Below are 24,873 nucleotides of genomic sequence, written 5' to 3' on the forward strand. Positions count from 1 at the left end.
GCCCTTATCCCGCATGCTTAACGCTGCTGCCAACGATATGGTAATAGTGTTGGATATGGTAATCCTCGACAGCCCCGTAGTGCTCCGCCAACAGGTGGCTGAGGATTTTCTTGTTGCTGATCTCCAGGTAGCGTCGATGTCCCATCTGGGCCCACCGATCCATACTTTCACGCCAGCGCACGGTATGGATAAGGTGCAACGCCAGGTTTTCCTTGATCTGCGCAACGCTATATTCCGCCTTGCCACTGCTGTTCATGATCAGCGGGCAAACCGGCGCAGAAAATGGCAGGTCGGCCAATGCCTGGCGCATCTGTGCCACTCCATCATGCATCAACGGTGTATGCCAGGCGCCATTGACGCCCAACTTGATAGTATTTACCCCATGGCGCGCCAGATGATTAACCAGGGTTTTAACTGCTGTCAGTTCCCCTCCTACCACTTGCTGTTGATGCCCGTTGTCACAGCACACGTTGAGTACGGTTCCCAACCCAAGATTGTCGATCTGCTCGCGCAGCGCATCATGGCTGTAGGGTTTGACCACATACATCGCCCCTTTGCGCTGTTCGGCCAGGTTTTGCATGATGGTCGCGCGCAGTGTGATCGCGCGGAACAGCGTTTCCAGATCCATCACCCCGGCGGCATACAGCGCGGTGTATTCACCTGCGCTATGCCCGGCATAACCGCTTTCCAACACGGGAGTCCGTTCGCGTAACAACGTCAGCATGGCGGTGTTAACGGTGGTGACGGCCAACTGCTGATAAAGGGTTTTGGTCAGGCGTGTCATCGGCCCTTTCTGGCATAGCTTGCGTACATCCAGCCCGGAAACATCGCTGGCACAATCCCACACCGCCTTGGTGCCCGGTGAAACATCACAGACATCGCTGCCCATGCCGATCGCCGGGGATCCTTGTCCTGGGAAAATCATAATCCAACCGTCCGCGACGTTCGTTGCGGACGGTGTATTACCAATTGATTCGCATACCTGCATAGATATTTCCTTTTTCTCCGAAGGTGCCAAATTCACTCTCTTTACTGCCGAAGCTGGCGGCAACGCCGGTGTAAGCATCAATGTTGTTTTTGAGTGGCGTGCTCAGGTGCAGATTCAGCACGTTGCTGCCATCCACCAGGTTGACCATGCCGGAGACCGACCAGTCGATACTGCCGACCTGCTCTTTATTGGTGCGCGTATAGAGGGTGAGGTAGTGTTTGCCGAGCAGGTCGCCGCCGCGCCCGACGTTATCGGTTTCTGCCGCCATCATGCGGGAGTACTGCTGATAGCCGTTACGGATATCCGCCATGAACGATGGCGGTAGCGGTGGCAATGACTGCCCGTAACCCCCATTAACGAAGCGAATGGTGTCGACGTTGTCCTGCCACTCACTGCGGCTGTAGCCCTGGCTCTGACCATAATATTCCGCGCCGTATTCGCTTTGGTCGCCAGTGGTGTAACGCAGGCCAACGCCGATATCCGCTTGCACACCATTGGCGCGCATTTTGTACGGCTCCTGCACATTGGCAAGTTGGCGCATGGCACGTGCGCAAGCCATGTCCAGATGGCGCCAGGTCTGCCCATGGGAAATCGCCCCCTCAACGCTGAGGATCAGCATATCCGTCAGGTTGCCACTAGTACCTAACGCCACGGTTTTCCGATCGCCAGCCAGTAGCGAAAAAGTCGGGTTGAACGCCTTCAGACCGGTCGCAGTGTAACTGGCATAGTATCTGTCGGTACTGTTGGTACGCAGGATCGCGTCCCATTCCGAAGCGGCTTCCTGACGCTGGTTGTTGCGCTTGAGGCGCGGAAAGGCCGCTAACGTAAAGGTCCCTTCGTTGCGGTACCATGAGCTGCTGATGCCATACGCCCCTTCATCGTAGAAGTTGCGCCCGCGCTCCCCCAGGCCAAACACTCGTACGCTACGCATATTGCTGCTGATATTGCGCAGCAGGTCGAGCGGCGCAACCGAGAACAGATAACCACTGGTTTTACGTACCTTACCGGCATCGATGTACCCACTGTCGCTGACCGCCCAACTGGCAGTAGCCTCGTTGAGTATGCCCAGCCCCTGGCGGCGTTGATCCTCCAGAACTCCCGGCTGACGTGCCTGGATAGCGTACTCACCGCTGGCCTGCGCCTTGACGCTGAGGGTTTCGGTCAACGTGCAGCGCGCCACGCCGGAAAGGTACAGATTGGCTATAGCGTTGTTACGAAATGCCGGGGCGTCAAACTGCCATAATGAGTCCGAGGAATGGGACGATATCCCCTCCATGCCCGCGTAACCGCGCTGGATAAGACAGTCAACCGCCCAACCGCTGCTACTATAGGCACCCACCAGCAGCAGAACCCCGCTCATCGGGGATCGCCTGCTCGCCATCAACCGTTCAACCTCAGCAGATACTCTTTCTGAAAGTTGCTTTCCGGCAACGATTCCAACCGGATGTCGCTGTAACGCATGGTGGTGTAGTTATCCTTGCGCAGCGCGTCTTCCACCACGATGGTAGTTGGCCGCATCTGGCCCAACACCTGCTGATAATCGCGATAGTACGAACGCTTGATCGGCACACCGTCGGCGGAAAGGAAATCGGCCCGGCTAGGGAAACCAGTGTCTTTTTCCACCCAGTAACCGATCGCTGGATAAGTGACATAGGGCCAACGGCGCTGTAACGAAAGTTTGTAGCAGATCGTCTGGCCACAGGCCTCTTCACCCACCAACCGGGAGATATAGGAGTAATCAAAGTCTGCGGCAACCACGTCACCGTTGGAGATCTGCCCCACCAGGCGTTGCTGGCGGGAAATGGGGATCGGCCGCCGCAGGTCTGGTGCGTAATACCACATTTTGTCCAAATCGGAGAGCAAGGCTTTGCCTTTGTCACGTGCCGGGGAGATAAAGCGCACCAGCGCACGCGCATCCCCTTTCTCTACCTGCTCCGAAGGCTTATAGAAGCGCATGGAAATATCCAGCACCTGCTGGTTCTCCGTGACATCACGCCCTCCCTTATGTTCCAGCAATGTCAGCGTATAGCGGAAAGGCCGGTCGGGTGCCCTCACTCTATCGGCACGACGGATAATCTCACGGGCCTGCAGATCCTCCTGGATCAGGCTATTCAGTTGATGACGATCCAACGGATCTGCCGCCTGAGCCACAACCGACAGACCCAGTAAAATCAGGCATCCAGCTAATTGATATTTCATGGGAACGCTCCTTGTTTATGGGGCTATATATCCAGCATCATGCCAAGATCGGCAATCAGGGTGCTGCCACGTATCGCACTCGACTGGTCAGAGACCAGAAACGCGGTAATGTTGGCCACCTCTTCCGGCTCCACCTTCCAGCGGCGCGGTGCGTTATTCCAACGTTCGAACATTGCTGACCACAGTTCGTCCAGGTACGGCAACATATCGGTATTCACCACCCCGGCGCAGATGCCGTTGACCCGGATATTGCGGTCATACAGTTCCACCTCCAGGTAGCTCACCAGATTTTCCAGTGCCGATTTAGCGATGCCGAGCGGGTATTTTTCCAATACGCGCTGGCTGCCTAGACTGGAAATCACGCAGATCGTACCGCCCTGAGGCATCATCGGTACCACTTCCTGTACGCAGGCGGTGTTGCCGATCAGGTTGGTATTGAGCAACAGCTTCCAGTCGCTGCGCGTCATGTCCATAAAGGCTTTGAACGGCGCGGCGGCGGCATTCAGCACCAGATGATCGATATGTTCGATCCCCTGCTGTCTGAGCTTTTTCACCATTTCACTGATATCGCGCGGTTCGGCGATATCCGCTTTGGCCAAGGTCACCTTCACGCGGGTTTCTGCTGCGACAAAGCGTTGCAGATTGGCCGCACTTTTCCCCTGATCCTTGCGGTAGTTGAGGATCAGGTCATAGCCCTCTTGCGCCAGTTTTTCGGCGATCGCCATACCAATGCCACGGCCTGCGCCGGTAATGAGTACGGTTTGTCCCTTTGACATGTCTCTTCTCTCCCTGAGGGTTTAAACAAAGCGGAATGCTTGCGCTATAACCAGTTTCGATGCCCGGCGTGCCGGGATAATGGACGCTATCAATGCGGTCACCAGCGGCAACGCACAGGAGAACCAGAACAGATTGAAGTCCTGATCCCACAGCACAAAGGCCAGATAGCCCTGGGTATAACCAGGCGAAGGCGGCATCGGTATGCCGTTGATATTGATCAGTGCAGCGATAAGCATGCCGAAGCTGACGCTCAGCGCCGAGCCAATAATGCCAATGATGATCCCTTCCAGCACAAACAGGCGGCCAATATAGGATTGGTTTAGGCCCAGTGCGCGCAGCGTGGCGATTTCGCGCGTACGCTCAATGACATTCATCATCAAGGTGTTGCCGATCATGAACACCACGATGACGCTGACGATGGATTTGATAAACAGGAAGATCCCTTCAAACAGGTTCACCACCTGATGATAGAAAATGGCCAACTCATCCCAGGAGCGCGCTTCCAGCTTGAACTGATGCTGTTCAATCAGCTGATTGATCCGCGCCAGCACTTCCTCGGTTTGGTTGGTATCCTGCAGCATGATGATGATTTTACTGACATCCTGGGTCTGCAACAGACGCTGGGCCGTTTGCAGCGGCATCTTGATCGCCGTATCGTCGTATTCTTTGATGCCGGACTGGAAGACGCCGCGCACCTGAGAAGACATGGCGTTTTGCCCACCTTGCGGGTTGACCACCAACATATCGACCCAGTCGCCATAGCCCGCCGACAAGGCATTAGCGATACCAGAACCCAGGGTGATGTCCTGCTGCTCAACCCGCGACAGGTCGCTACCAGAAATGATTTTATCCAGCGAGCCCAATACCAACGAGGTTAGAGGTTCGATCCCCACACCGGTAAAGAAGGTGGAAGCTCCCTTGTCATACTGGGAAATGATGCCGGTAAACGCCAGTTGCCCGGTAATGGTGGCGATCTTCGGGGCAATCACCGGATCGGCCTGCAGGAGCTGTTTCACCTCATCGTAATTATCGATGGTGTACTGCAGCGAATTGTTGGCCCCGCTGCTGAGGTAACCTTGCTGATAAAGTTGAATATGCCCCAGGTTGGTACGGATGGTTTGTTCACGCAGCGCCCAGAACGAGTAATCGACAAACCCGCCAAAGATAAACACCGCCACCCCGCCCAGGGTGATCGCCAGTAGCGTCACCCCGGAACGACGGCGCTGGCGAAACAGATTGAGGAAGGTATAACGGATATCGGTAGGTTTACGGATCGCCGTCACGATCACCACCAACAAAGCGTAAATGATAATTATGTTGGCAACCCAGAACAGGATATTCATCATAGCGGCACCTCCGTCAGCGGCTGGATGATGGCGTTCAGTTCAGCAGGCGTCCATTCAGGTGCCGTACTTTGCTCGGACAGACGTTTCCCCTCTGCGCCCTGCTGTGCCAACGCCGCCCAGGCCGCCTTGGCATCGGCCACACGTTGGCAACTGGCCAGCGCATGGGCGGACATCAGCGTGATCATCGGTTTTAAATCAGCGGGCACCGCCGGGTTCTGCTGCAAATAATCCAGGTCTTTCAAGGCCACGACGCAACGGCCATGGCTGGCTGGAACAAATGCATCCATCCGCACACGCAGAAAGCGCATCTGCCAGTCGCTCTCTTCGCTTTCCGCCGCTTCATCTATGTAGAAAAAACCCAGTTTTGAGGTTTCTGCCGCACGCATATAATTCTTCTTGGCCAGAAAATCCGTGGCCATAAACAGTTGCGCATAGCCATAAAACATTTTGGCAATGCGACGATCCGGGTGCTGTTGATACAAGGCTTGCAACCGGCTGGCCGCACGGGTCAACGTGCTCATTGGCGCTTGAGAATTTACCGCCAGGATCGCCTGTAAGTTGGGGTTGTCCTGCGCTTCCTGCAAACCTGTGGCCTGCGACAGCCCACTGACCAACACCAATAAAGTGACAGCGTAACGCCTAGATGATGACAACATCATTTTCCAACTCCCCATCCCTGATTTCCAACACCCGTTTGGCCCGATCGCGCAGCGTCAATGAATGGGTGGAAATAACAAACGTGGTTTTCAGTTCCTGATTCATGGTAAGCAGCAGATCGACGATCTCCTGCCCGGTACGAGTATCCAGATTGCCCGTGGGTTCATCGGCAACGATCAAGCGTGGACGTTTCACTAGCGCACGGGCGATCGCCACGCGCTGCTGCTGCCCGCCGGAAAGCTCGCCGGGCGTGCGTTTGTAGTGCGCCGCCAACCCCACTTTTTCGATCATGTCCATCACCTGGTCCTGCGCAACGCGGCGACTGAAGCCGTTAAGCATCAGTGGGTAATAAACGTTATCGAACACGCTCAGTACCGGCAGCAGGTTAAAGAACTGGAATACGAAGCCGATAGCATCAGCACGCAGGCGAGCGGTTTGTTGGTCATTGAGCGTGGAAAGATCGTTACCCAGCAAATAGACATGGCCACTGGTGGGATAATCGATACCGCCCATCAGATTGAGCAACGTGCTTTTACCACTGCCGGACGGCCCACATAACGCGATAAACTCGCCGTCATGGATTTCGGTGGTAATCGATCCCAGCGCCACAATGGCACCCGGCCCTTTACCAAAGCGTTTGCCTGCCTGTTGCATCGACACCACAGGCAGAGGTTGTGCACTATGTAGGGTGGTCATGATGTTCCCCGATGATTTGACAGTAAGTGACAGGCTTGTGGTATCCAGTTCTCCAGCAACCAGGCTCCTCCCTCACCGTCGAGCACACTCAACAAGCTGTGCCCGGTGATATTGCTTTGCAGTAGGTACTGCCAGGCCAACGCCGGATTCATGCAGCCGCTGTCGCCGTAGAGTTCACTGAGCGAGACGCAAGCCAGATCGGCAGGTAACTGTTCAAACGCTTGCCGCTGCACGGCGCGAAATGACAGTGCCGGTGGTGTTACGCCCAACACGGCCTGGGTATCCGTAGCCAGATACCGCTTACAGTGGTCTGCCAGCTGCAGCGCGCGCCGCTGGGTAGAACCCGACAAGGCTTGATAATCACTCAAATGCAGAGCAACGCCCTGGCCTGGTTGCTTCTTGAGGATCAGGCAACCGACCCGCTCAACGCTGAACTGACTGTTGGCGGGGATCGGCCCCCGTTTGCTGGATGAAGGAAAGTGTTCGGCCTCAGAGAAAACCAACACCGGGAAGCTGCGGAATTGGCCACAGATGATGACGTTATCGGCCATATTACTGTTCAGGCAGTCCTGCGCCATCCGCAACGCACTCAGCAAGCCGTTACGCTCACCGCGCAATTTGCAGGTGAAATCCTTGATGCCGTAATCCCGCACGATACCTTTGGGCAGAATATCGACGCTCAACGAGTCTCGCCAGCTGTTGACCCCTTCAAATACCGATGCCTCTCCCCAGGAATCACAATAAATCAATGCATTACGCTCATTGCGCAGGCGAAACTCACCCTTGCTCCCCAACTGTGCCACCGCCTGAGCACAGGCCGCACTCATGTCGTTCAGCCAGCCACGATAATTGGCTTTACGCAGCGCCTCTTCAGGCAGCATTTCACCGTCAATGCCGAAACGACGGAACAACCATTGGTCGCTGCCCGCTTTGGCATTGGCTTGTTTATGCAACCAAGCTTCCCATACGTTGTACCAGCTGGGAAAAAACCGGTGCATCGGCGTGCAGGGTTCCAGCAGGGAAAACCCCACCAGATTGATGGCCGCAGCCGGTATCACTTGTTTAACCGTGTTCATCAGCATCCTCTCTGTTCGCGGAGATCACCATGGCGATGGCCGAACCATCGAGCCCGATGCCAGACTTGAGGATGTGCTGCCGTTCCAGTGCCAACGGTGGGCTATCGGCATGAACATGAATTTGCAGACTGTCGTTAATCGGGTAACGCGTGGTCAGCGCCAGCAAACGACGTTGTTGTAGCGCATCCGCCGCCAGCATCAGATCCAGCAAACCACAGCAGCTCTCCATGTAACCGACCTGCCCCTTGTAACTAACTACCGGAACCCCGCCTTTCCCCCAGACTTTTTGCAGCGCCATAGCTTCTGCCTTGTCGCTGGCAATCACCCCATTGGCATGAGGGAAAACGCAGGCAATATCTTGCGCGGTGAGCCCGGCTTCCAGTAGTGCCCGCTCAAACGTCTGGGCAATAGTGCGGAAATCCGCCGTGAAGGAACTGCTGCCCCTGGCACCGCTGCTCTGGCAAAACACTGAGCTACGCAAATTGACAGGCGAAGTAAAGTTGCGTTGACGAGCGTGTTGCTCGCTTTCAACGATCAGCGCCACGACACCGTTGGTGGGTAGAATGCAGCTGTTATGGCTGCTAAACGGTTGTGAACCCTCTTCCCCCAGCATGTCCTGGCCACCCAGGAAGACAATGTCCTGCGTCAGCGTTTCAAACCAGCCAATGACCAGCACCAAATCAACCTCATTGGCAGCAATGGCCGAGTGGGCCAAATGGACCGCGGCTAAAGAAGAGTTGCTGGCGCAATAAAGCGAAACCGGTGGCCAACTGAGCTGATAGCTCTGCGTCAGTTGCCACGCCAGCCGATCCTGACCGTAACTCTTGGCATGCAGCCGTTTGATTTTTGGGAATAACCGCAGTTCTTCCTGGTCGTTGCGATCCTGATACCCCATAAAATCAGCAATGTCTGGCCGTTCACCATGGCCTACCAGATAAACCCGAACCCGCTTGCCCTGCAATTGATCCGTTGTCATCCCAGCTCCAGCAAGCGCCTGATTGAAAACCGGCTGCAGGCGGGTCAACATCGTACCGGCCGGCAGAGGGTCAGCAACATGGTGCGGGTTGCAACTCAAACGCAGATCCTGCCATTCGCTTTCGGTGGCGAACCAGGGCTGTGTGCTGGCCAACCTGCTTTCGCTCAGCCCCTTGATCAGCGCCGGAAAATCCGGCGCATAAGCACTGGTGACGCCCCAACCACTCAGGACGGCATTCTGGATCACGCCATACTCCTCAGCACCACGGCATAGTGATTACCGCCTTCCGTTGCACCCAGCACCAGAGCGTTACGGACGGTTTTCTTCAGCGGTTGGGTGACAAAGGCGATATCCTCCGCACAGAAGTTTTCGGTGTAAGGGATCGGCAGGATTTCACCCCGCTTCATAATCTCCGTGACCACCGCGATATTGAGGATACCGACGCAGGACTCCACCAGACCAAACCAGGCGTTGTAGTTAACAAACGGCAGGTTACGGCGAGCTTCTCCGAAGGCGCTTCGGATCGCCCCAATCTCAACGGCATCACGGGCGGCGGTACCATCACTGGTGCCACAGATCAGATCCACCTCTTCCGGTGCCATATCTGCTTCGTGCAATGCCTGACGAATGGCCACCGCCATGGACTCGATGCGGGCTGGCATATCATCCTTGGCAAAGTAACAGCCATCGCTGGATTTGCCATAGCCGACAATCTCGGCGTGAATGTGGGCCCCACGATCCTGTGCATGCTGTAAATCTTCAATCAGCAGCATGCCCGCACCTTCACCTGGGATATAGCCTGTGCCGTCCTTGCTGTAGATCTGGAAATCAGCCGGGTCGCGTGTCAGCAGCAGATCGCTGTTCAGTGCCTGCAGGCAGATGACGAAGGTGTTCATATTTTCATCCGCCCCCCCTACAATCATCTGCGTTTGCAGATCCTGGCGGACCAATTCGTAGCCGTAAGTCAAAGCACCCAATCCGGCATTGATACCTGTGGCCAGCGAGGTGTTATAGCCCTTGATCCCTTCGGAAATGGAACAGAACGTCGAAATGGCATTCATCAGCGCACCTGGAAACTCGGAGGTCCGCACTTTGGTTGGGTCTGGGAACAGGCTTTGCAGATAACGATCCACCGTCGAATGCGGCCCTTTGGACATGCCAAGGATCATGCCAATCGTCTGGCCATCCCGTTTGATCTTACGCCCGGCGTCGTTCATGGCTTGGGTAAGAGCCAGTAACGCAAAGGTACTGATGGTATTGGCTTTACGCGGATCAAAGCGGCGTAGTGTCTTACGGGCATCCAACCCTTGCACCTGATGCACCCCGCCCGGTTTGTTCAGCTCGTATTCCACATCCTGTGCGCCGAAGCGGTTACTCATGTAGTTAGCCACACCCTGGTTTTTCAGCATGACATTGAGTAATTCACGAAATCCATGGCGCGTATCGTCATCGAGCTCCGGTGAGAAAAGTTGTGACAGTGGCTCCTGCGCCCACATTTTTTCCAGCATGGTTTGCAAGGTGTGGCCCACGGAGCTGACCGCCCCCATGCCGGTGATCGCAACGCGTTTGGGTTGATAATGCGTTACCGGACTCTGCTCTGGCTTGACGCTGGCAATCACACAGCAGTTGTTACCGCCAAAGGCATAGTTGTTCTTCATGAACATCTTGACTTCGGCTTCCTGGAACTCGTTGGGCACGTAGTTGAGATCGCAGTTTGCGCGCGGCGTAGTGAAGTTGAGCGTTGGCAGGATCTTGTTTTCCGGCAAGGTCAGGAAGCAGGCGGTCAGCTCAATAATCCCGGCGGCGCCGATGTTGTGTCCCACATAAGCCTTGGTTGAACTCACCGGAATAGCCATGATATTCGGGAAGACCTTCTTCATGGCCAGCGTTTCGCAGCGATCGTTAGCGTCCGTGCCGGTACCGTGGGCGTTGATATAATCAATATCCTGCGGCCCGATCTCGGCATTCTGCATCGCATGGCGCATCACCTGTACCGCCCCTTCGGCCCGTGGGTCTGGGGCTGTCTCGTGATAGGCATCGCAAGAGGTGGCGTAAGAGATCATCTCACCATAGATCGTCGCGCCACGAGCGACGGCATGTTCGTATTCCTCCAGCAACAAAGCGCCAGCACCTTCGCCAACCGACATCCCTGGGGCACCGGAGAACGGGCTGGACGGCGTACGTTTCATGGCATGGAGCGCGTAAAATCCGGCAAAGGTCGGCAGATAGACAGGCTCGGTGCCAACTACCAGCACCGTGGCATTCTTGCCGTTCTGGATCAGGTCATAACCTATCCCCATCGCATTGGTACTGGCCGTACAGGCGGTAGCGACCAGTTCAAAGCCCCCTTTCAATCCCAGCAGTGAAGAGACAATGGCGCTACAGGAAGAAAAACTGCCGGAGATCATGGCCTTCTTCAACGAGAAGCGCTCCGTCTGGCGTTCGATCAATGGCATAAAGGGCTCGGTACCGGCAGAGGAAACGCCGATGATCAGCCCGGTTTTATCCCGTAGTTCTCCGCGTGGTAACTGCCCTTGCTGCAAAGCCTCATGGCCAACCTTATAGGCCCACAATGAAGCATTATCCAATGAGGCTACGATATCAGCCGGGAGGTCGGGCCAACTCAGAGGCTGTAATACCTCGGAGGCGTTCGCATCCTCGAACCATTCCAGGTACTTTTTGCTGGGCTTGATCCCGCAGGTTTTATTCAGCAGTGCCTGTTTGAACTCGGCAGCGTTAGTGGCAATGGAAGAGAGGTGACCCATACCGGTGATCACCACTCGTTTACGCGTGACTGTCATAGTGTCTTCCGTGTCAGCAAACCAGAAATCAAATGTGAGTGCGCCATGCTGCCATGGCGCAAAATAACGTGATGTTTTAGGGGGGGTTCGGCTTACTCGTTCTCTTCCCTCAGCTTTTGCCATTCAAGCTGTTGCAGTAGATTGCGTGGGCGCGAGCTGTCGACATAACTGTGTTCAGAAGGATTAATCAGGAAGCTGTAGTTACGCGCGAAAGGCACCGCCGACGTAGTCACCGCCACCGGGCCATTAGCCGTTACTACGTGATAGCCATCAATGTCTGCCCAAGCCCAGGCGTCGGTCAGGAACAAACGGCCCACACAGGCTTGCAGGTCTGCCGAGTAATCGCAGACGATCACTTCACCGATGCAGTTACCGTCAAACATCACTTTGTCGCCACGCTGCGGGATGGCGTCCGGTTTCCCAGCAATGCTCATCCCCACGATGCGGTGGCTGCTGCCCTGCTCTACGCGTTCGCTCAAACTCGCCAGGCCGGTGAAGGCTTCTTTGTCGTAACGCACTGCCCACTGCATTTGCAAAGCAATCGGGCAGCCAGTGTATGAATTGAACATGCCAGGTTCCCAGCAAGGGTTTTCCAGGCGTACTTTCCGCTGGTAGTTCAGCCCGCCGGTACGCATGTCGTACCTTTCGCCAGCCTCCAGCATCTGGGTCCAAACATCGGCCAGCAGATCCTGTGGCCCCATCAGTTTGTAAGAGTACTCGCCGTGTTTGCCGCTGCGCAGCAGGATCAGATCGTCCTCAACGTGCATGTGTTCCTGGTATGGCAGGCCAATCACGTCCATCCCATAAACTTCGGCCAACAGCTCCCAGGCATATGGCCCTTCGAAGTGCAACATGCCCCACTCTGGCGTCAGCGATTCGATCGAGTCGATATCCTCAAACTCGTCTTCATTGCCTGCCAGCTTGGCACGCAGCATCTCGCACAGCGTTTCACCGCTGACCCACTCCGACAGCAACAGAAAACGTTCGTCATCACAGGCGATATACAGGTCGGTAATGATATTGCCTGCTTCATCGAGGATCAGGCTGTACATGGCTTGCTCATCCCGGATCGATGAAACATCGCCGGAAACCAGCTGGTTGAGCAACGACCAGGCGCTGTCACCGTTGATGGCCGCGATGCCAAAATGGGAGTAGTCGGACAGCAGAATGTGTTGACGTACCGCCTTGTGCTCCTCCTCCGCAGCAAAATAACTCAGGGGAATAGCAACGCCGTTACGCTCCCCCATTACCGCCCCATTCTGCTGATGAATGTCAGTGAGTTTGGTCATTCCTTGTCCGCTCCTGTTGCTGATCCGTTGGTGGTTTCCCCCTGCTTGGCGATAACAAACGAAGTCAGGGTGTTGACGCTACGCATGTAGGAAGGATCGTCACCTTCTGTCACACGGATGCCGAAAATTTCATCCAGCAACACGACGACCTCGGTGGCATCCACCGAATCCAGCTTCAACCCGCTACCAAACAGCGGTGTGTCATCGTCAATCTGATTGACTCTCTGATAGAGGTTCAGGCGTTCTATTAGCCCCGTTTTGATTTTCTCCAGCACAGACTTGCGCTGTTCAATCCTTTCAATAAGCGCGATGTTGCTCATAGCGGCATTACTCCCTGTTAGTTAAACGTACATACCTTTGCCTTCAGCCAGAATGCGATCGGTACGAAAATTGACGATCCGCCCGACGCACGCCACATTCCGGCCAACCCGCGCCTCCACTTCGTAGTGGTGGAACCCGTTCATATCGGCGAACGCCAGGCGGCTGTTGACTTCAATGGTGTCGCCCGGCGCGACCATGCTTTTGTACTTGACGTCCTGAGAGGCCAGCACGCCTAACACGCGCGCCCGCTCGGCTATCACTCGTGCCGTGCCCTCTGGCGTCTGCAACGCCCGTGATACCTCATCAAATTTCTTCAATGGTTGCTGGGTTTCACGCTCATGCAACTGGCAGAAATCGTTCAGCAAACTCAGATATTCACTAGACTGGCCGAAGATCTCGGCGATCATCACGCCAGGCATTACCGGGTTGTCTGGAAAATGCCCCGGAATATAGGATTCATTAAAGGTGACGTGCTTGATCACGGTAATCGAGCCCCTTTCTCCCGGTGAAAAGTCCACTATGCGGTCAACCATAAATATCGGTGCACGCCAGGACCCCATTTTCAGCAGCAGATTGGGCTGGACTAAGCTCTTGTTATAATTAGCCATATAACATTCCTGTCGGTTAACGCATCACCAGGCCGCCATCGGCCACCAAAGTCTGACCAACGATATAGCTGGATGCGTCTGAACTTAAGAAAGCCACCACGTTGGCGATCTCGTCGACACGACCAAGACGTTTCAACGGAATAGCGGACATGACGTTGCGCACGATCTGGCGCGGCACTTTTTTCACCATTCTGGATTCAATCATCCCCGGTGCCACGGCATTGACGCGGATCCCCTTCGAGGCCATTTCGCTGGCCAAGGTGCGGGTAAGGCCAATAATGCCGGCCTTGGCAGCGCTATAATTGCTCTGGCCAAAGCTGGAGGTGATACCGGATATCGAAGATATATTCACCACCGTTGAATTGCGGGCATGGCGCAATAATGGCAACAGCCGTTTGGTCATAGTGAAGGTGCCGTACAGATTGACCTTGATAACCTGATCAAACTCTTCATACGTCAGCGCGGAAAATACGTTGTCTTTGTAGATCCCGGCATTATTAATCAGCACATGTACCTCATGAGCCTGTTTCTCGAGCTCATCGGCCAGTCTGGAAGCCTCACTAACATCGGCAACATTGCACTGCAGGATATGCAGATTATCACCTTGCGGATGAGAGATTTTTAATTTTTCCAGACCGCTATTGTCATGATGGTAAATAGCGAAAACCTTAGCCTGTTGCTCAAGATATTTCTCGCAAATAGCTAAGCCAATATCACCACTCGCGCCGGTGACAACCACATTTTTACCCCCGATATCGGGATAGTGAAACATAGATATTCCCTTATTTTATAATTAACCCAATGCCGCTGCGGCAATGGCATGTGACTGACAGTGAGAAATGCTCAGCGTGGCATGAGTCAATTTTTTTTCCTGCATCAATCTCGCAAATTCACCGCTAAAGAAATAATAAGGGCAGCCCAACTCATCGTGTCTGATTTCGATGTTGTGGAACAGGATCCCCAGGCGGAACCCGGTACCAAGAGCCTTCACGGCAGCTTCTTTGGCTGCCCAGAAGCCAGCCAGTCGTTCGACATTGTCGGCCAAATCCCCCAGTACCTGCTGCTCTGCCGGGGTTAACAAACGCTGTGCCAGCCTATTGCCACTTCGCATTAATGCGGTGTTTACCCGTGCGATCTCAATAATATCCACACCAAGATTCATCCTTTCTGACTCCCATCGTCAAATCCATTGAAGCAGCTTCGTGTGAAAGTGACATAATACGCAGATACAATATGGCAATGATGTCAGAACCTATAACACAATAAAATTGCAATAGGGAATTGTCTGCATTGCTTAAAGAGAATGTTATCGCGAAATGTTTAAAACAATCAATAAAGCCTCAGTAAAAAATATCATCAACAAATAAAATAGAGCATTATTCTAATTGTGAAGCATAAATACAGAATAAAAACCCATAACGCCATTCTAGCTGGTCATATATGTCATTTTTTTATTAATCAAACGGGATTTATTTTTGCAAGAACAATCCCACCAATTAGGATTATTCAAAATAACAACAGATTAAATTCAGGTTAATTCGAGAAATAACCTGAATCAAAGTATTTTACTTTTCATCCTATTTAAAAAATGGCCATTATTAAACTTTCATTCCCGCTGATTTATCTGGATGATCGATAAGTGTGAAGAGTTTTGCATCGTGTCCTGCATTGCGTTGACGCATAATTTTCAAACAGAAAGCGTTTTCAACCATAATGCACCGCTGAAATTCAAACTCCGTCCCCAAAAGAGCCATGATCAAACGAACATCACCTTTGGCAAACCAGGGCTTTGGGAGGCGCAACCTTCCTTTCCGCTTCGCTACTCATTTTTTAATCAATAATCTCTTCGGCTTAGCAGGCCAGTCTGTTACTCTGCCCGACAGTGCTGGGGCCATGGTTCACCCGCAGAATCGGCCAGACTATGAAAACAGCCTAATCAGACTTATCCATGTTAGTTTCGTAGTTTAACAAGTTGAACTGACCATACTCTGCGGTGCAGAATACGCGCAGATGAAATGGAGGTTCGAATGTACCAGATGGGAAATGTCATTAACCAGCAGATGGCGGCGATCTCGCCCCAGGTGCTGACGGTGTTGGAACAAAAGCTGGTAACGGCTAAAGAAAAGATCGCGCTGTGCCTTAACGGTATGGGTGCCCTGATCCTGCAAAAGACCCGCGACTACCTGCATCGCAATGACAACTCCCAACGTTTCCGCCAGTTAGTGGGGCGCACTCCCCCCTTCGAATTGCGCTTTCTGGATGAAGCACTGGGTAAATTCAGCCCTGCATTGCTGACGATGGTGCTTGGCCACAAAGTGAAGCGCCTCACCCAGCTGTTTGTGAGCTTTTATGTGCTGGAAAAACAGGTCGCCGAGCGGCTGTTTTCCGTGGCCTCCGCGGTGGTATTTGGCCTGTTGGGCGAATATCTTCGCCAACGTTCTCTACAATCACCGTCGTTAAAAGGCTGGCTCGAGTGGCAGTTGCCGCAGATTGCCGCAGCCCAACCAACGGCGGTGCTCAACCAGTTGCCTGCGCTTATCCCAGCCGATCCGGCCGTTTCCCGCACCGGGTCGCTGGCGCCCCCCAAACGCCGTATCTGGCCGTGGCTAATGCTGGCGCTGCTATTGGTATCTCTGCTGTTCTCACTGCGCGGTTTTAGCGTGTTACAACCCATGCAGGCCAGCGGCCAGAGCGATGTGACCTACCGCCGGTTGGCCGATGGCAAGCAGCTTCTGTTGTCGCAGCGTAGCGTCGAGAACCTGCTGATCACCTATATTGAGAGCAATGCCCCCACTAGCGAAAAACGTTGGTTTACGCTGGATCGCCTGCAGTTTGACACCAACCGCACCGAGTTAACCCCTGCATCACAAGAACAGCTGAGGAACATCGTCGATATTCTGCGTGCTTATCCGGATGTGGAGATCCAACTGGGGGGCTATACCGATAAGTCGGCCAATGAACAGATGGACCGGCGTTTATCGCAAGATCGTGCCGATGCGGTACGCATGGCGTTGGTCAAAATGGGGATTGGGGAAAGCCGTATCAGCGCAGAAGGTTACGGCTCGGCTTACCCCTTGGTGCCTAACGATAGCGAAGCCAATCGTATCAAAAACCGCAGAATCGATCTGCGGGTAGTTGAGAAGTAATGGCCACTCAGCCCTTGGCTACTGCCACCACCTTCAACGGCTGAGCATCTGGCAAGATATTCATATGCTCCAGCACCTGAGCCATAATCTTGCCAAATACCGGCCCCGCCACCGAGCCACCAAAGTGTTTGCCTGCCTTGGGGTTATTGACCATGACCACCAGGGCCACCTGCGGATCGCTGGCCGGTGCCACGCCTGCGGTGTAGTTGATATAGCCACCATCGTACTTGCCGTTTGGCCCCATCTTCTCAGCAGTACCCGTCTTGATCGCCAAGCGATAGCCAGGCACTGCGGCACTGAGGCCGCTGCCCCCAGGTAACGCATCGCTCTCCATCATGTGCACCACGGTTTTTACCACCTCTGCAGGCATGACTTGCTGCCCCATGACCGGCGGCGTGACTTTAGTGATGGAAAGCGGACGATAAACACCGAATGAACCAATGGTGGCATATTCGCGCACCATCTGCAGCGGAGTGACGCGCAAACCGTAACCAAAGGAGAAGGTGGCTCGTTCAATATCAGCCCAGCGCGCGCGGTGAGCGGGCAAATAGCCGCTACTTTCGTTACCAATCCCCAAATCGGTTGGCCGCCCAAGGCCAAAACTGCGATAAACGGCAGGCAATACCGTGGCAGGCAGAGCCAACGCAATATGCGAAACCGCAATATCGCTGGATTTTTGCAGCACGCCGGTAATGGTCAATTTCGACCAATGGCCTACGTCTTTGATCAGATGGCCGTTCACCGTATAAGGCGTAGTATCCAGCACGGTATCTGGCCGGATCAGCTTGTGATCCAATCCCACCATCACCACTACCGGTTTAACCGTCGAGCCAGGTTCAAAGCTGTCGCTGCTGCAGACATTGTGTATGTCTTTCACCGGCGTATTGGCGTAGTTGTTGGGGTTGAAGGAGGGATAGCTGGCCATGCCGAGGATCTCACCGGTATTCACCTTCACCAGCACCGCACAGCCGGAATCGGCCTGGTTGGCGATCACTCCATCGCGGATCTGGGAAAACAGCACGTACTGAATAAATTTGTCGATGCTTAACGTCACGTTCGGTGGCGGCACTGGATCTACGCTTTTGATCACGCCGATGACCGCACCGCTGCCGTCTTTCTGATAGACACGCAGGCCGTTTTTACCCTGCAACAACGGGTTGAAACCCAGCTCAATCCCTTCCAGCCCCTGATTATCCTGCCCCACAATGCCAATCAGCCCGGCGGCGTCTTGCCCCATGGGATAGAAACGGCTGAAGTCCTGCTCGGTGCTAACGCCGGTCAGGTGCAGTTTGCTGATATAGGCCGCATTGTCATCCTCCACCTTGCGTGCCAGATAGACAAAGCGCTTACGGGCGTTGGCCTGGATCAGGTGCTGAACATCAGCAAGCGGCATTTGCAACACGTTAGCCAAACTCTGCCAGCGCTCGGTGCTGGTATCGGTTTGGGTATCGAGGATATGTTTGGGATCCAACACGATGTCTTTGGAAGAGACGCTGACCGCCAGCGCCGCATCGTTACGGTCGGTGATCATCGCTCGGTTGGTGGGCACCACCTGGGTTCGAATGGAACGCTGATCAGCCTGATCGGCCAACTGTTGGTGTTCCAGCAGCTGTAAATAGCCGACCCGGAACATCAAGAGAAAAAAGCAGACCAAGATGCCCGCGCAAATCCAGCCAAAACGCGCTGTCGAGTAGTTTTTACCGTTTTTCTTGGTTGGAGGAGCCACTGTTAAGCCTACGTTTTTAAACTGATTATTTATCCGCTAAGTCTAACCTGAGTCAGATTGCCAGAAGGTTGCAGTTTGTAAGAAAGTAAAAACAAACGCGTTTAATGTTGCACATCGTCACTGTCTCCCAACTGCTTCTGGGTAGCGTCGTTTTCCCCCGGCGCTGGCGCATTGGCCGGGTCGAAAATGTGGTCCAGGATTGCCCTGGCCGTCGGCCCTGCAACTACGCCATCCCCACCCCCGTTTTCCAGAATTAGAGCCATCGCCACCCGCGGGTTTTTATACGGCGCAAACAGAGTGTAGAAAATATGGTCACGCAGGCGTACCGGGATCATTTTGGCATTGTAAGTCTGGTTTTCTTTCAGGCTGAAAACCTGTGAGGTCCCCGATTTGGCCGCTATCTGGTAGGGCGCAGTATGGAACAGCTTATACCCGGTGCCGTTAGGCAGGTTCGCCATGCCATACATACCGTTGCGCACAATTCCCCAATACGGCGATTTGGCCTCGCCAATCTGCACGGCCTGCTCTGGTGGCTGGTAGCGTTCGACTTCCCGGCCCCGTTTCATCGAATACAGCAAATGCGGCGTTTTCACCCTGCCGCTGTTGATCAGCGTGGTCAGCGCTTTCACCATCTGGATCGGCGTAGCGATCCAATACCCCTGGCCAATACCCACCGAGACGGTATCACCTTGGTACCAGCCTTTTTTATGTACCCGCTGCTTCCATTCCCTGCTCGGCAGCACGCCGCGATATTCCTCGTTCAGATCGATTCCCGTCGCCTTGCCATAGCCAAACTGGCTGAGCCACTGATGGATCCGGTCTATCCCCATCTCATAGGCAACTTGATAGAAGAAGGTGTCGGCCGACTCCTCGATCGCCTTGGTGACATTCAATAGGCCGTGCCCAGTTTTCAACCAGTCACGATAGCGACGCTGCGTTCCCGGCAAGGTCCAGGTGGGGGCACCAAAGAAAGTGGTGGTTGGGGTAATGACACCGGCAAACAGTGCCGATACCGCCATATAAGGTTTTACCGTTGATGCAGGCGGGTATAACCCCTGCGTCACGCGGTTAATCAGCGGTAAATCCGGGTTGCTGAGTAGCGACTTATAGGCCTGATAGCCAATACCTTTGACGAACGGGTTGGGATCGTAGCTAGGGCTGGAGACCATCGCCAGAATACCTCCGTCGCGCGGATCGGCAACCACCACCGCCGCCCGTTGCCCTTTGAGCAAGCCTTCAATGTACTGTTGCAGGTGCAGATCCAGCGTCAGATAGATATCTTTGCCCGCCTGGGGCGGTTGTTCCTTCAGCAGGCGAACGATACGCCCGTGGTTATCCACCTCCACTTCCTGATAGCCGGTGGTGCCGTGTAACTCTTTCTCGTAATAGGCTTCCAGCCCCTGTTTGCCAATATTGTGGTCGGCCGCATAGTTTTGCTCCAGGCCCTGCTGCTCCAGCTTTTTAACGTCGTTATCGTTAATGCGGGAGACATACCCCACCACATGAGCCAACTGTGCCCCGTAAGGATATTGCCGCTGCTGGTAGGTCTCGATGGTCACTCCGTCAAAGCGATACTGGTTTACCGCAAAACGAGCCACCTCGGTTTCGCTAAGCCCGGTCTTCAGCGTAACTGGCTTATAGCGGCTATTGTGACGCATATCGTCACGGAACGCGGCGATATCATCCGGCGTCAAATCTACAATGGGCGTCAGGTTTTGCAACAGCGTTGCCATATCGGCAATCTTGCTGGGGGTCACTTCAATCTGATACAGCTGTATATTGCGTACCAACGGGATGCCGTTGCGATCGAAGATCAGGCCACGATGGGGGGCAATGGGCAGCATCTTGATGTCGTTTTGATTGGAGCGCGTTTGGTAAAACGCATGCTGTTTGATCTGCAACTGATACAGGTTGAAAACCAGCAAGCCAAAACAGGCGACGACCAGCACCATCGCCACGCAGGCACGGCGAATGAACAACGTTTCTTCGGCGGGATGGTCACGGAATGGATCTTGCAATTGGGCCATGCGCAGAGTCTTACCTGTTTGACTGGGCGAAAAGCCGGCAAGCATAGCGTTAATAATCCGGGGGCTACATTAAAAGGTTGCTAATGAGTTGGCATAAATGTTTCAACATATTGGAATGTTGCCAGGATTTGTCAGACAGGCCATAACGACTATTGAGACGCCAATTATTCCAATGCTACAATGTGACGCAGATCACACCAACAACCTAAACCACCGTCTATCCAATGCGCATTCTGCCCCAAGGTCTGATACCTGGAGTTGGCTGCGGCATGTGTAGCAAAGGATCACCTTCGATGAGTACCATAGCCACTGGCTTTATTATGATGCGCTGGGAATTACTGAGCGCAGTGATGATGTTTCTGACCAGCCAACTGAATGTGGTGTGCCGCAAGGCCAGCCGTAACGGCATGGCGTTTGTGTTCAGCAGCCTCGGGTTGTTCACTAGCTGCTGGTTTGTAATGGGGCTGATGGGCATGTCCTTCAACCTGGCAGGCATTATGCAATTCTGGGCGTCATTCAAAGACGTTTTCATCGATGTCATGAGCCAAAACCCGACCGCCTTCCCTCTGCCATAACCGTTTTTCCAGTCTAGACGGGCGCAGCTATCGCGCCCCTTGTCGTAAGCGGGCTATGGGTCAACCAAGGCGAGCACGCATCAACCTTATCTTATATTGAGGGTGTACTCTTTGAACGGTTGCCTGAAGTGGACAATTCCGTGCGCATTTACCATTGCGTAAACCGTCAAAATTTTTTGTCCTTCGTAAATATCACCGCCATCGTCCACTTCCATCACAACTTCCAGGCAGTCCCCTTGCTGGTAACCTGTGGTTTTTAACAGCAGATCGGTCTCACTGTAAAACAGGGCTTCGGCGTTCCCCTCTTTGATTTCGAGAGGTGTTAAGTCAGCAGTGTTGACCCATACCATCTCATCAACTTTCCCCGTCAATCTAAAAACCGGCTTACAGTGAAACAAATCCCGATACACTCGCGGGTATATAGGCAATAACGTTGCCTGGTTGTCCGGGGTTATGGCTGGCCCATATTTGAACGGAACAATTCGCCCATGCCCCCGGATAGGCGACTCTTCGGCAAGTGCGGAGAAGGAAAGCATGACCGATAATAGAGTGCTGATGTAGTGACAGAATTTCAATGGTCGCTCTCCTTAGCGCACAGACCAAAACAATGCCGACTTGCTTAGCCGCGCATCCAGGGAGTTAAGGTTACGCCGACCAGCAAGCCTTCCGGGCTTAGCAGACGGGTGACGCTCTGGCCCCACGGCTCCAGACGGTTGGCTACCAGCAGTTGATAGCCCTGATCCAGCAGCGTTTGGGTAGCCTTCGCCATATCTGCCACGTCAAACTCCATCCACGCCTGTGGCACCGGCAAATCTTGTGGCCATTGATCCTGGCCAAAGCAAGATTGAGCCGCCTGCGCCAGTGGCCACAGCGCAAAGTGCTTCACGCCCGCCAAGGCATCGTGCTCGGTCAGCAGATAGTCCTCATTCCCTTCCATTGGCTTTAGCGGCAACCCCAGCGCTTGCTGATAAAACGCGGCACTTTGGCTGGTGTTTTGGGTGATCGGGCCAAAACCCGCGACAAAAAGTACCTCAACACCACAAAATGGTTGTTCCATATCCTTTCTCCTCAGGGATTAACGGCTTTGCTGCCGCAGCCGTATCGGCGTATAGCCATAGAATGCCTTGAAACGGTGGCTGAAATGGCTGGCCGAGCTAAAGCCGCAGTCCAGCGCAATCTGGGTTAGCGGCATCAGCGTGTTGCGCAGTAATTTCTCCGCCTGCTGCAAACGCACCTGCATCACATATTGATGCGGCGCCTGCCCGGTGCTGTGTTTAAACATGCGGGCAAAATGAAACTCGCTTAATTCCGCCTGAGCGGCCAAGTCTGCCAGCACCAAGGATTGATCGAGATGGTGATAGATAAACTCCTGCACCCGCTTCAGCACGGCCGGTGCCAGCCCACCACGCACGCTGGGCAGCCGCCATTGCAACTGGGTGTAGCGCTGAAGCATATGCGACATCAACAGCGTAGAGGCGCTGCTCAGTGCCAGTTGGTTGGCGCTATCTTGCCAATTGTGATTAAGTAAAAACTGGCGATACAGCAGCGTGATTTGCGGATCTTCCGCAAACGACAGCGGCTCTACGTTGATGGACGCCGGGCTGCGATCCCAGGTCTGCTCCACCAAATGGCGCAAATGCTGGTCGGTACAGTACAGATGCACAAAAGAGAGATTGCTGCGGACATCCCAGGTGGATTCGTAATGACGCGGCATGATGCAAAAACGATCCGGGCCGCCGCCGTTCTGCCACCCCCCTGGTACCTTCTGATAGCACTCATAACCATCCGCCACGTACAGGCTGAGGGTGTGGTGATCGGCACTTTCCTGGGTGATACGGTCGTTGCAGTTGGACCAGGCCGCAAGTTGCACGCCAGATCCCAGTTGCACGCTATTGTGCAACCGGGCTTTATGTTGGTGCAGTGTTTCAAATGCCAGGTATGCCATAGCTGCCCTATTCCTGTGATCCAAGCCGTTTCAGTTTAAAGAGTGCTGGCGCGGGATACCAGTTGTCACCGGGCGCTTTTAACAAAAAAAAGCGCAAGAATATGCAATTGGCCGCAAAAGGCTGAAAGCGTTACGGCGCAAAAAGATGAATACTCCCGTCATCATTCACAGGAGAATTTATGAATACGCTGTTGTATCTTGCCGTGGTGCTGATTTGGGGCACCACCTGGATTGCGATTACCCTGCAACAAGGCACGGTGGCGATCCCCGTTTCGATCGGTTACCGCTTCCTGCTGGCTGCCGCCGTGATGTGGCTGGCCATGCTGGCGCTACGCCGTCTGCGGGCCATTAGCCTGCGGGACCACCTGTTCTGCATGTTGCAGGGCTGCTGTGTGTTTGGCTTTAACTTTTACTGTTTCTACCTGGCCGCAGCCTATATCAGCAGCGGGCTGGAATCGGTGATTTTCTCGATGGCGGTGTTGTTCAACGCGGTTAACAGCATGATTTTCTTCCGCCAACGCCCCAGCCCCAACCTGCTTCCTGCGGCGCTGTTAGGCATGATCGGCATCGTGGCGCTGTTTTGGCAAGATCTGATGGCGACCCAGATGGCGCCAGAATTGCTTAAGGGGATCGGCTTGAGCGCCCTGGGCACCTATGGTTTTTCGCTGGGGAACATGCTCAGCACACGCCATCAACGCCGTGGACTGGATATCCTTTCCACCAACACTTACGCCATGAGCTACGGCGCACTACTGATGTTTGCCATCGCACTGGCACAGGGCGCTTCATTGCAGCTCGAATTCACCACTCGCTATCTGGGTTCGCTGTTCTATCTGGCGATTTTTGGCACGGTGATCGCCTTTGCCGCCTATTTCACCCTGTTAGGCCGCATCGGCTCAGGGGCCGCCGCCTATAGCACCTTGCTGTTCCCGTTGGTGGCGCTGACGATCTCCACTCTGTATGAGGGTTACCAGTGGCATCTGAATGCGGTGATCGCCCTGTGTCTGATCCTGCTGGGCAACCTGGTGATGTTTTCCAAGCCGGGGAGATTCAATCTATATCGATGGAAACGTGGAGTTCAGTGACCGTATTAAATATAAGTGTAGGGATACCGTTGCCCACTTAAGATAATCCATGAATTAACACAAAAATCATTGAGGTGTGAGGTAAACCACCTCAATGATTGCCCCACTATCACGAAAGATTACAGCCCATTGCAGTAGGATTCGTATTGACCTTGTTTACTCATACATATTAATGGCTTATTAGCTTCCTGCACCTGAAACCAAATTAACTTCATCAAAGCTTAAGACTTTCATTTAAAAACTCCTGTTGCTTGATAATAAATAAACATCACGATTGCTATGCCAGTAGAAATAGCCAAGGACTGAAATAACGGAGATGCGTTAAAGCTTCTCGCAATAGAACCTATGGCAACCCCAAGAAAAACACAAAAAAAGACAAATAGAATGTTTTTCATTACCCCCCTAAAATGTAAGCAATGAACCTATTTTTAAAATCACACTATTGATTTCAATGAATATTATAGAATAAGAGAGATTGTTCAGGCATTGTAAAAATGTCTGAAGGTGCTAACACCTACTCATTTCTCAAATGAGGTCATCACAGAATAACCTTCCAGAAACTGATAATGACTATCATTCTAAATTATTTTATCAAGGTCAAGTTGTTTTTATTCGACAGTATATGCCTATTAATC

At 53.7% G+C, this 24,873-nt stretch carries 23 protein-coding genes; 3 read left to right on the forward strand and 20 right to left on the reverse strand.

Annotated features, from left to right (window positions below; all coding sequences use genetic code 11):
- Positions 1 to 4: 4 nt before the first annotated feature.
- The 15 genes from KGP16_RS13350 to acpS form a co-directional block, all read right to left on the reverse strand.
- Positions 5 to 925, reverse strand: a complete 921-nt coding sequence (locus KGP16_RS13350; RefSeq protein ID WP_223499834.1) for an ACP S-malonyltransferase — start codon at positions 923 to 925, stop codon at positions 5 to 7.
- Positions 926 to 962: 37 nt separating this feature from the next.
- Positions 963 to 2,348, reverse strand: coding sequence for a hypothetical protein (locus KGP16_RS13355; RefSeq protein WP_218519335.1), 1,386 nt, complete (start codon positions 2,346 to 2,348; stop codon positions 963 to 965).
- 20 nt (positions 2,349 to 2,368) lie between these two features.
- Positions 2,369 to 3,187 (reverse strand): outer membrane lipoprotein-sorting protein, encoded by an 819-nt coding sequence (locus KGP16_RS13360; protein WP_218519334.1) that lies wholly within the window; start codon positions 3,185 to 3,187, stop codon positions 2,369 to 2,371.
- Between the two features lie 23 nt (positions 3,188 to 3,210).
- Positions 3,211 to 3,963 (reverse strand): SDR family oxidoreductase, encoded by a 753-nt coding sequence (locus KGP16_RS13365; protein ID WP_115158940.1) that lies wholly within the window; start codon positions 3,961 to 3,963, stop codon positions 3,211 to 3,213.
- A gap of 21 nt (positions 3,964 to 3,984) precedes the next feature.
- On the reverse strand, positions 3,985 to 5,310 hold the full coding sequence (locus KGP16_RS13370; protein ID WP_218519333.1) for an FtsX-like permease family protein: 1,326 nt from the start codon (positions 5,308 to 5,310) through the stop codon (positions 3,985 to 3,987).
- Positions 5,307 to 5,969, reverse strand: coding sequence for a hypothetical protein (locus tag KGP16_RS13375; protein ID WP_218519332.1), 663 nt, complete (start codon positions 5,967 to 5,969; stop codon positions 5,307 to 5,309). Before KGP16_RS13375 ends, KGP16_RS13370 begins: the two co-directional genes overlap by 4 nt.
- Complete coding sequence (locus tag KGP16_RS13380) at positions 5,950 to 6,663, reverse strand: ABC transporter ATP-binding protein (protein ID WP_166735000.1); 714 nt, start codon at positions 6,661 to 6,663, stop codon at positions 5,950 to 5,952. The genes KGP16_RS13375 and KGP16_RS13380 overlap by 20 nt, the downstream gene beginning before the upstream one ends.
- Positions 6,660 to 7,739 (reverse strand): ATP-binding protein, encoded by a 1,080-nt coding sequence (locus tag KGP16_RS13385; RefSeq protein WP_218519331.1) that lies wholly within the window; start codon positions 7,737 to 7,739, stop codon positions 6,660 to 6,662. Before KGP16_RS13385 ends, KGP16_RS13380 begins: the two co-directional genes overlap by 4 nt.
- Positions 7,726 to 8,961, reverse strand: coding sequence for a beta-ketoacyl synthase N-terminal-like domain-containing protein (locus KGP16_RS13390; RefSeq protein ID WP_223499835.1), 1,236 nt, complete (start codon positions 8,959 to 8,961; stop codon positions 7,726 to 7,728). The genes KGP16_RS13385 and KGP16_RS13390 overlap by 14 nt, the downstream gene beginning before the upstream one ends.
- The gene (locus KGP16_RS13395) at positions 8,958 to 11,516 is read right to left on the reverse strand and encodes a beta-ketoacyl-[acyl-carrier-protein] synthase family protein (RefSeq protein ID WP_218519329.1); all 2,559 of its coding nucleotides are present in this window, start codon (positions 11,514 to 11,516) and stop codon (positions 8,958 to 8,960) included. The genes KGP16_RS13390 and KGP16_RS13395 overlap by 4 nt, the downstream gene beginning before the upstream one ends.
- 92 nt (positions 11,517 to 11,608) lie before the next feature.
- Positions 11,609 to 12,805: an aminomethyltransferase family protein gene (locus tag KGP16_RS13400; RefSeq protein WP_021806446.1), complete on the reverse strand. Its 1,197-nt coding sequence runs from the start codon at positions 12,803 to 12,805 to the stop codon at positions 11,609 to 11,611.
- Entirely contained in the window at positions 12,802 to 13,125 is a 324-nt protein-coding gene (locus KGP16_RS13405) for an acyl carrier protein (RefSeq protein ID WP_021806447.1), read from the reverse strand. The genes KGP16_RS13400 and KGP16_RS13405 overlap by 4 nt, the downstream gene beginning before the upstream one ends.
- A 21-nt stretch (positions 13,126 to 13,146) precedes the next feature.
- A complete protein-coding gene (locus KGP16_RS13410) occupies positions 13,147 to 13,734 on the reverse strand; it encodes a 3-hydroxyacyl-ACP dehydratase FabZ family protein (protein WP_021806448.1) in 588 nt (195 codons plus the stop codon).
- 16 nt (positions 13,735 to 13,750) lie between these two features.
- Positions 13,751 to 14,506: an SDR family NAD(P)-dependent oxidoreductase gene (locus tag KGP16_RS13415; protein ID WP_021806449.1), complete on the reverse strand. Its 756-nt coding sequence runs from the start codon at positions 14,504 to 14,506 to the stop codon at positions 13,751 to 13,753.
- A gap of 21 nt (positions 14,507 to 14,527) precedes the next feature.
- Positions 14,528 to 14,896 (reverse strand): holo-ACP synthase, encoded by a 369-nt coding sequence (acpS, locus tag KGP16_RS13420; RefSeq protein ID WP_071683496.1) that lies wholly within the window; start codon positions 14,894 to 14,896, stop codon positions 14,528 to 14,530.
- An 865-nt stretch (positions 14,897 to 15,761) separates the two neighbouring features.
- On the opposite strand from acpS, the gene KGP16_RS13425 reads away from it, so the two are divergent.
- Positions 15,762 to 16,880, forward strand: coding sequence for an OmpA family protein (locus KGP16_RS13425; protein WP_172413910.1), 1,119 nt, complete (start codon positions 15,762 to 15,764; stop codon positions 16,878 to 16,880).
- Positions 16,881 to 16,887: 7 nt separating this feature from the next.
- On the opposite strand, the gene KGP16_RS13430 is transcribed toward KGP16_RS13425, so the two are convergent.
- Together KGP16_RS13430 and mrdA are read right to left on the reverse strand one after the other, a co-directional pair.
- Positions 16,888 to 18,606: a penicillin-binding transpeptidase domain-containing protein gene (locus KGP16_RS13430; RefSeq protein ID WP_021177914.1), complete on the reverse strand. Its 1,719-nt coding sequence runs from the start codon at positions 18,604 to 18,606 to the stop codon at positions 16,888 to 16,890.
- A gap of 101 nt (positions 18,607 to 18,707) precedes the next feature.
- A complete protein-coding gene (gene mrdA / locus KGP16_RS13435) occupies positions 18,708 to 20,633 on the reverse strand; it encodes a penicillin-binding protein 2 (protein WP_223499836.1) in 1,926 nt (641 codons plus the stop codon).
- A 293-nt stretch (positions 20,634 to 20,926) separates the two neighbouring features.
- Here mrdA and KGP16_RS13440 point away from each other — a divergent pair, with 293 nt between their 5' ends.
- Positions 20,927 to 21,208, forward strand: coding sequence for a YjcB family protein (locus KGP16_RS13440; protein ID WP_223499837.1), 282 nt, complete (start codon positions 20,927 to 20,929; stop codon positions 21,206 to 21,208).
- 86 nt (positions 21,209 to 21,294) lie between these two features.
- On the opposite strand, the gene KGP16_RS13445 is transcribed toward KGP16_RS13440, so the two are convergent.
- The 3 genes from KGP16_RS13445 to KGP16_RS13455 are packed head-to-tail and all read right to left on the reverse strand — an operon-like array spanning position 21,295 to position 23,153.
- Positions 21,295 to 21,783 carry a hypothetical protein gene (locus KGP16_RS13445; RefSeq protein WP_071683492.1) on the reverse strand — a complete coding sequence of 163 codons (489 nt, stop codon included), beginning with the start codon at positions 21,781 to 21,783 and terminating at the stop codon, positions 21,295 to 21,297.
- A gap of 44 nt (positions 21,784 to 21,827) precedes the next feature.
- On the reverse strand, positions 21,828 to 22,265 hold the full coding sequence (locus tag KGP16_RS13450; protein WP_021806455.1) for a glyoxalase/bleomycin resistance/dioxygenase family protein: 438 nt from the start codon (positions 22,263 to 22,265) through the stop codon (positions 21,828 to 21,830).
- An 18-nt stretch (positions 22,266 to 22,283) separates the two neighbouring features.
- Entirely contained in the window at positions 22,284 to 23,153 is an 870-nt protein-coding gene (locus tag KGP16_RS13455; RefSeq protein ID WP_021806456.1) for a helix-turn-helix domain-containing protein, read from the reverse strand.
- A 179-nt stretch (positions 23,154 to 23,332) separates the two neighbouring features.
- Here KGP16_RS13455 and KGP16_RS13460 point away from each other — a divergent pair, with 179 nt between their 5' ends.
- Positions 23,333 to 24,238 carry a DMT family transporter gene (locus tag KGP16_RS13460; RefSeq protein WP_223499838.1) on the forward strand — a complete coding sequence of 302 codons (906 nt, stop codon included), beginning with the start codon at positions 23,333 to 23,335 and terminating at the stop codon, positions 24,236 to 24,238.
- The last annotated feature ends 635 nt before the right edge of the window (positions 24,239 to 24,873 follow it).

Origin of the sequence: Serratia sp. JSRIV006, assembly GCF_019968685.1 — a bacterium.
Taxonomy (GTDB): Bacteria; Pseudomonadota; Gammaproteobacteria; order Enterobacterales; family Enterobacteriaceae; genus Chania; species Chania fonticola_B.

What these genes read in the sequence shown, in the direction of transcription:
- KGP16_RS13350 (WP_223499834.1), bottom strand. Translation starts at nt 925, where the DNA reads ATGATTTTCCCAGGACAAGGATCCCCGGCGATCGGCATGGGCAGCGAT.
- KGP16_RS13355 (WP_218519335.1), bottom strand. Translation starts at nt 2,348, where the DNA reads ATGAGCGGGGTTCTGCTGCTGGTGGGTGCCTATAGTAGCAGCGGTTGG.
- KGP16_RS13360 (WP_218519334.1), bottom strand. Translation starts at nt 3,187, where the DNA reads ATGAAATATCAATTAGCTGGATGCCTGATTTTACTGGGTCTGTCGGTT.
- KGP16_RS13365 (WP_115158940.1), bottom strand. Translation starts at nt 3,963, where the DNA reads ATGTCAAAGGGACAAACCGTACTCATTACCGGCGCAGGCCGTGGCATT.
- KGP16_RS13370 (WP_218519333.1), bottom strand. Translation starts at nt 5,310, where the DNA reads ATGATGAATATCCTGTTCTGGGTTGCCAACATAATTATCATTTACGCT.
- KGP16_RS13375 (WP_218519332.1), bottom strand. Translation starts at nt 5,969, where the DNA reads ATGATGTTGTCATCATCTAGGCGTTACGCTGTCACTTTATTGGTGTTG.
- KGP16_RS13380 (WP_166735000.1), bottom strand. Translation starts at nt 6,663, where the DNA reads ATGACCACCCTACATAGTGCACAACCTCTGCCTGTGGTGTCGATGCAA.
- KGP16_RS13385 (WP_218519331.1), bottom strand. Translation starts at nt 7,739, where the DNA reads ATGAACACGGTTAAACAAGTGATACCGGCTGCGGCCATCAATCTGGTG.
- KGP16_RS13395 (WP_218519329.1), bottom strand. Translation starts at nt 11,516, where the DNA reads ATGACAGTCACGCGTAAACGAGTGGTGATCACCGGTATGGGTCACCTC.
- KGP16_RS13400 (WP_021806446.1), bottom strand. Translation starts at nt 12,805, where the DNA reads ATGACCAAACTCACTGACATTCATCAGCAGAATGGGGCGGTAATGGGG.
- KGP16_RS13405 (WP_021806447.1), bottom strand. Translation starts at nt 13,125, where the DNA reads ATGAGCAACATCGCGCTTATTGAAAGGATTGAACAGCGCAAGTCTGTG.
- KGP16_RS13410 (WP_021806448.1), bottom strand. Translation starts at nt 13,734, where the DNA reads ATGGCTAATTATAACAAGAGCTTAGTCCAGCCCAATCTGCTGCTGAAA.
- KGP16_RS13415 (WP_021806449.1), bottom strand. Translation starts at nt 14,506, where the DNA reads ATGTTTCACTATCCCGATATCGGGGGTAAAAATGTGGTTGTCACCGGC.
- acpS (WP_071683496.1), bottom strand. Translation starts at nt 14,896, where the DNA reads ATGAATCTTGGTGTGGATATTATTGAGATCGCACGGGTAAACACCGCA.
- KGP16_RS13425 (WP_172413910.1), top strand. Translation starts at nt 15,762, where the DNA reads ATGTACCAGATGGGAAATGTCATTAACCAGCAGATGGCGGCGATCTCG.
- mrdA (WP_223499836.1), bottom strand. Translation starts at nt 20,633, where the DNA reads ATGGCCCAATTGCAAGATCCATTCCGTGACCATCCCGCCGAAGAAACG.
- KGP16_RS13440 (WP_223499837.1), top strand. Translation starts at nt 20,927, where the DNA reads ATGAGTACCATAGCCACTGGCTTTATTATGATGCGCTGGGAATTACTG.
- KGP16_RS13450 (WP_021806455.1), bottom strand. Translation starts at nt 22,265, where the DNA reads ATGGAACAACCATTTTGTGGTGTTGAGGTACTTTTTGTCGCGGGTTTT.
- KGP16_RS13455 (WP_021806456.1), bottom strand. Translation starts at nt 23,153, where the DNA reads ATGGCATACCTGGCATTTGAAACACTGCACCAACATAAAGCCCGGTTG.
- KGP16_RS13460 (WP_223499838.1), top strand. Translation starts at nt 23,333, where the DNA reads ATGAATACGCTGTTGTATCTTGCCGTGGTGCTGATTTGGGGCACCACC.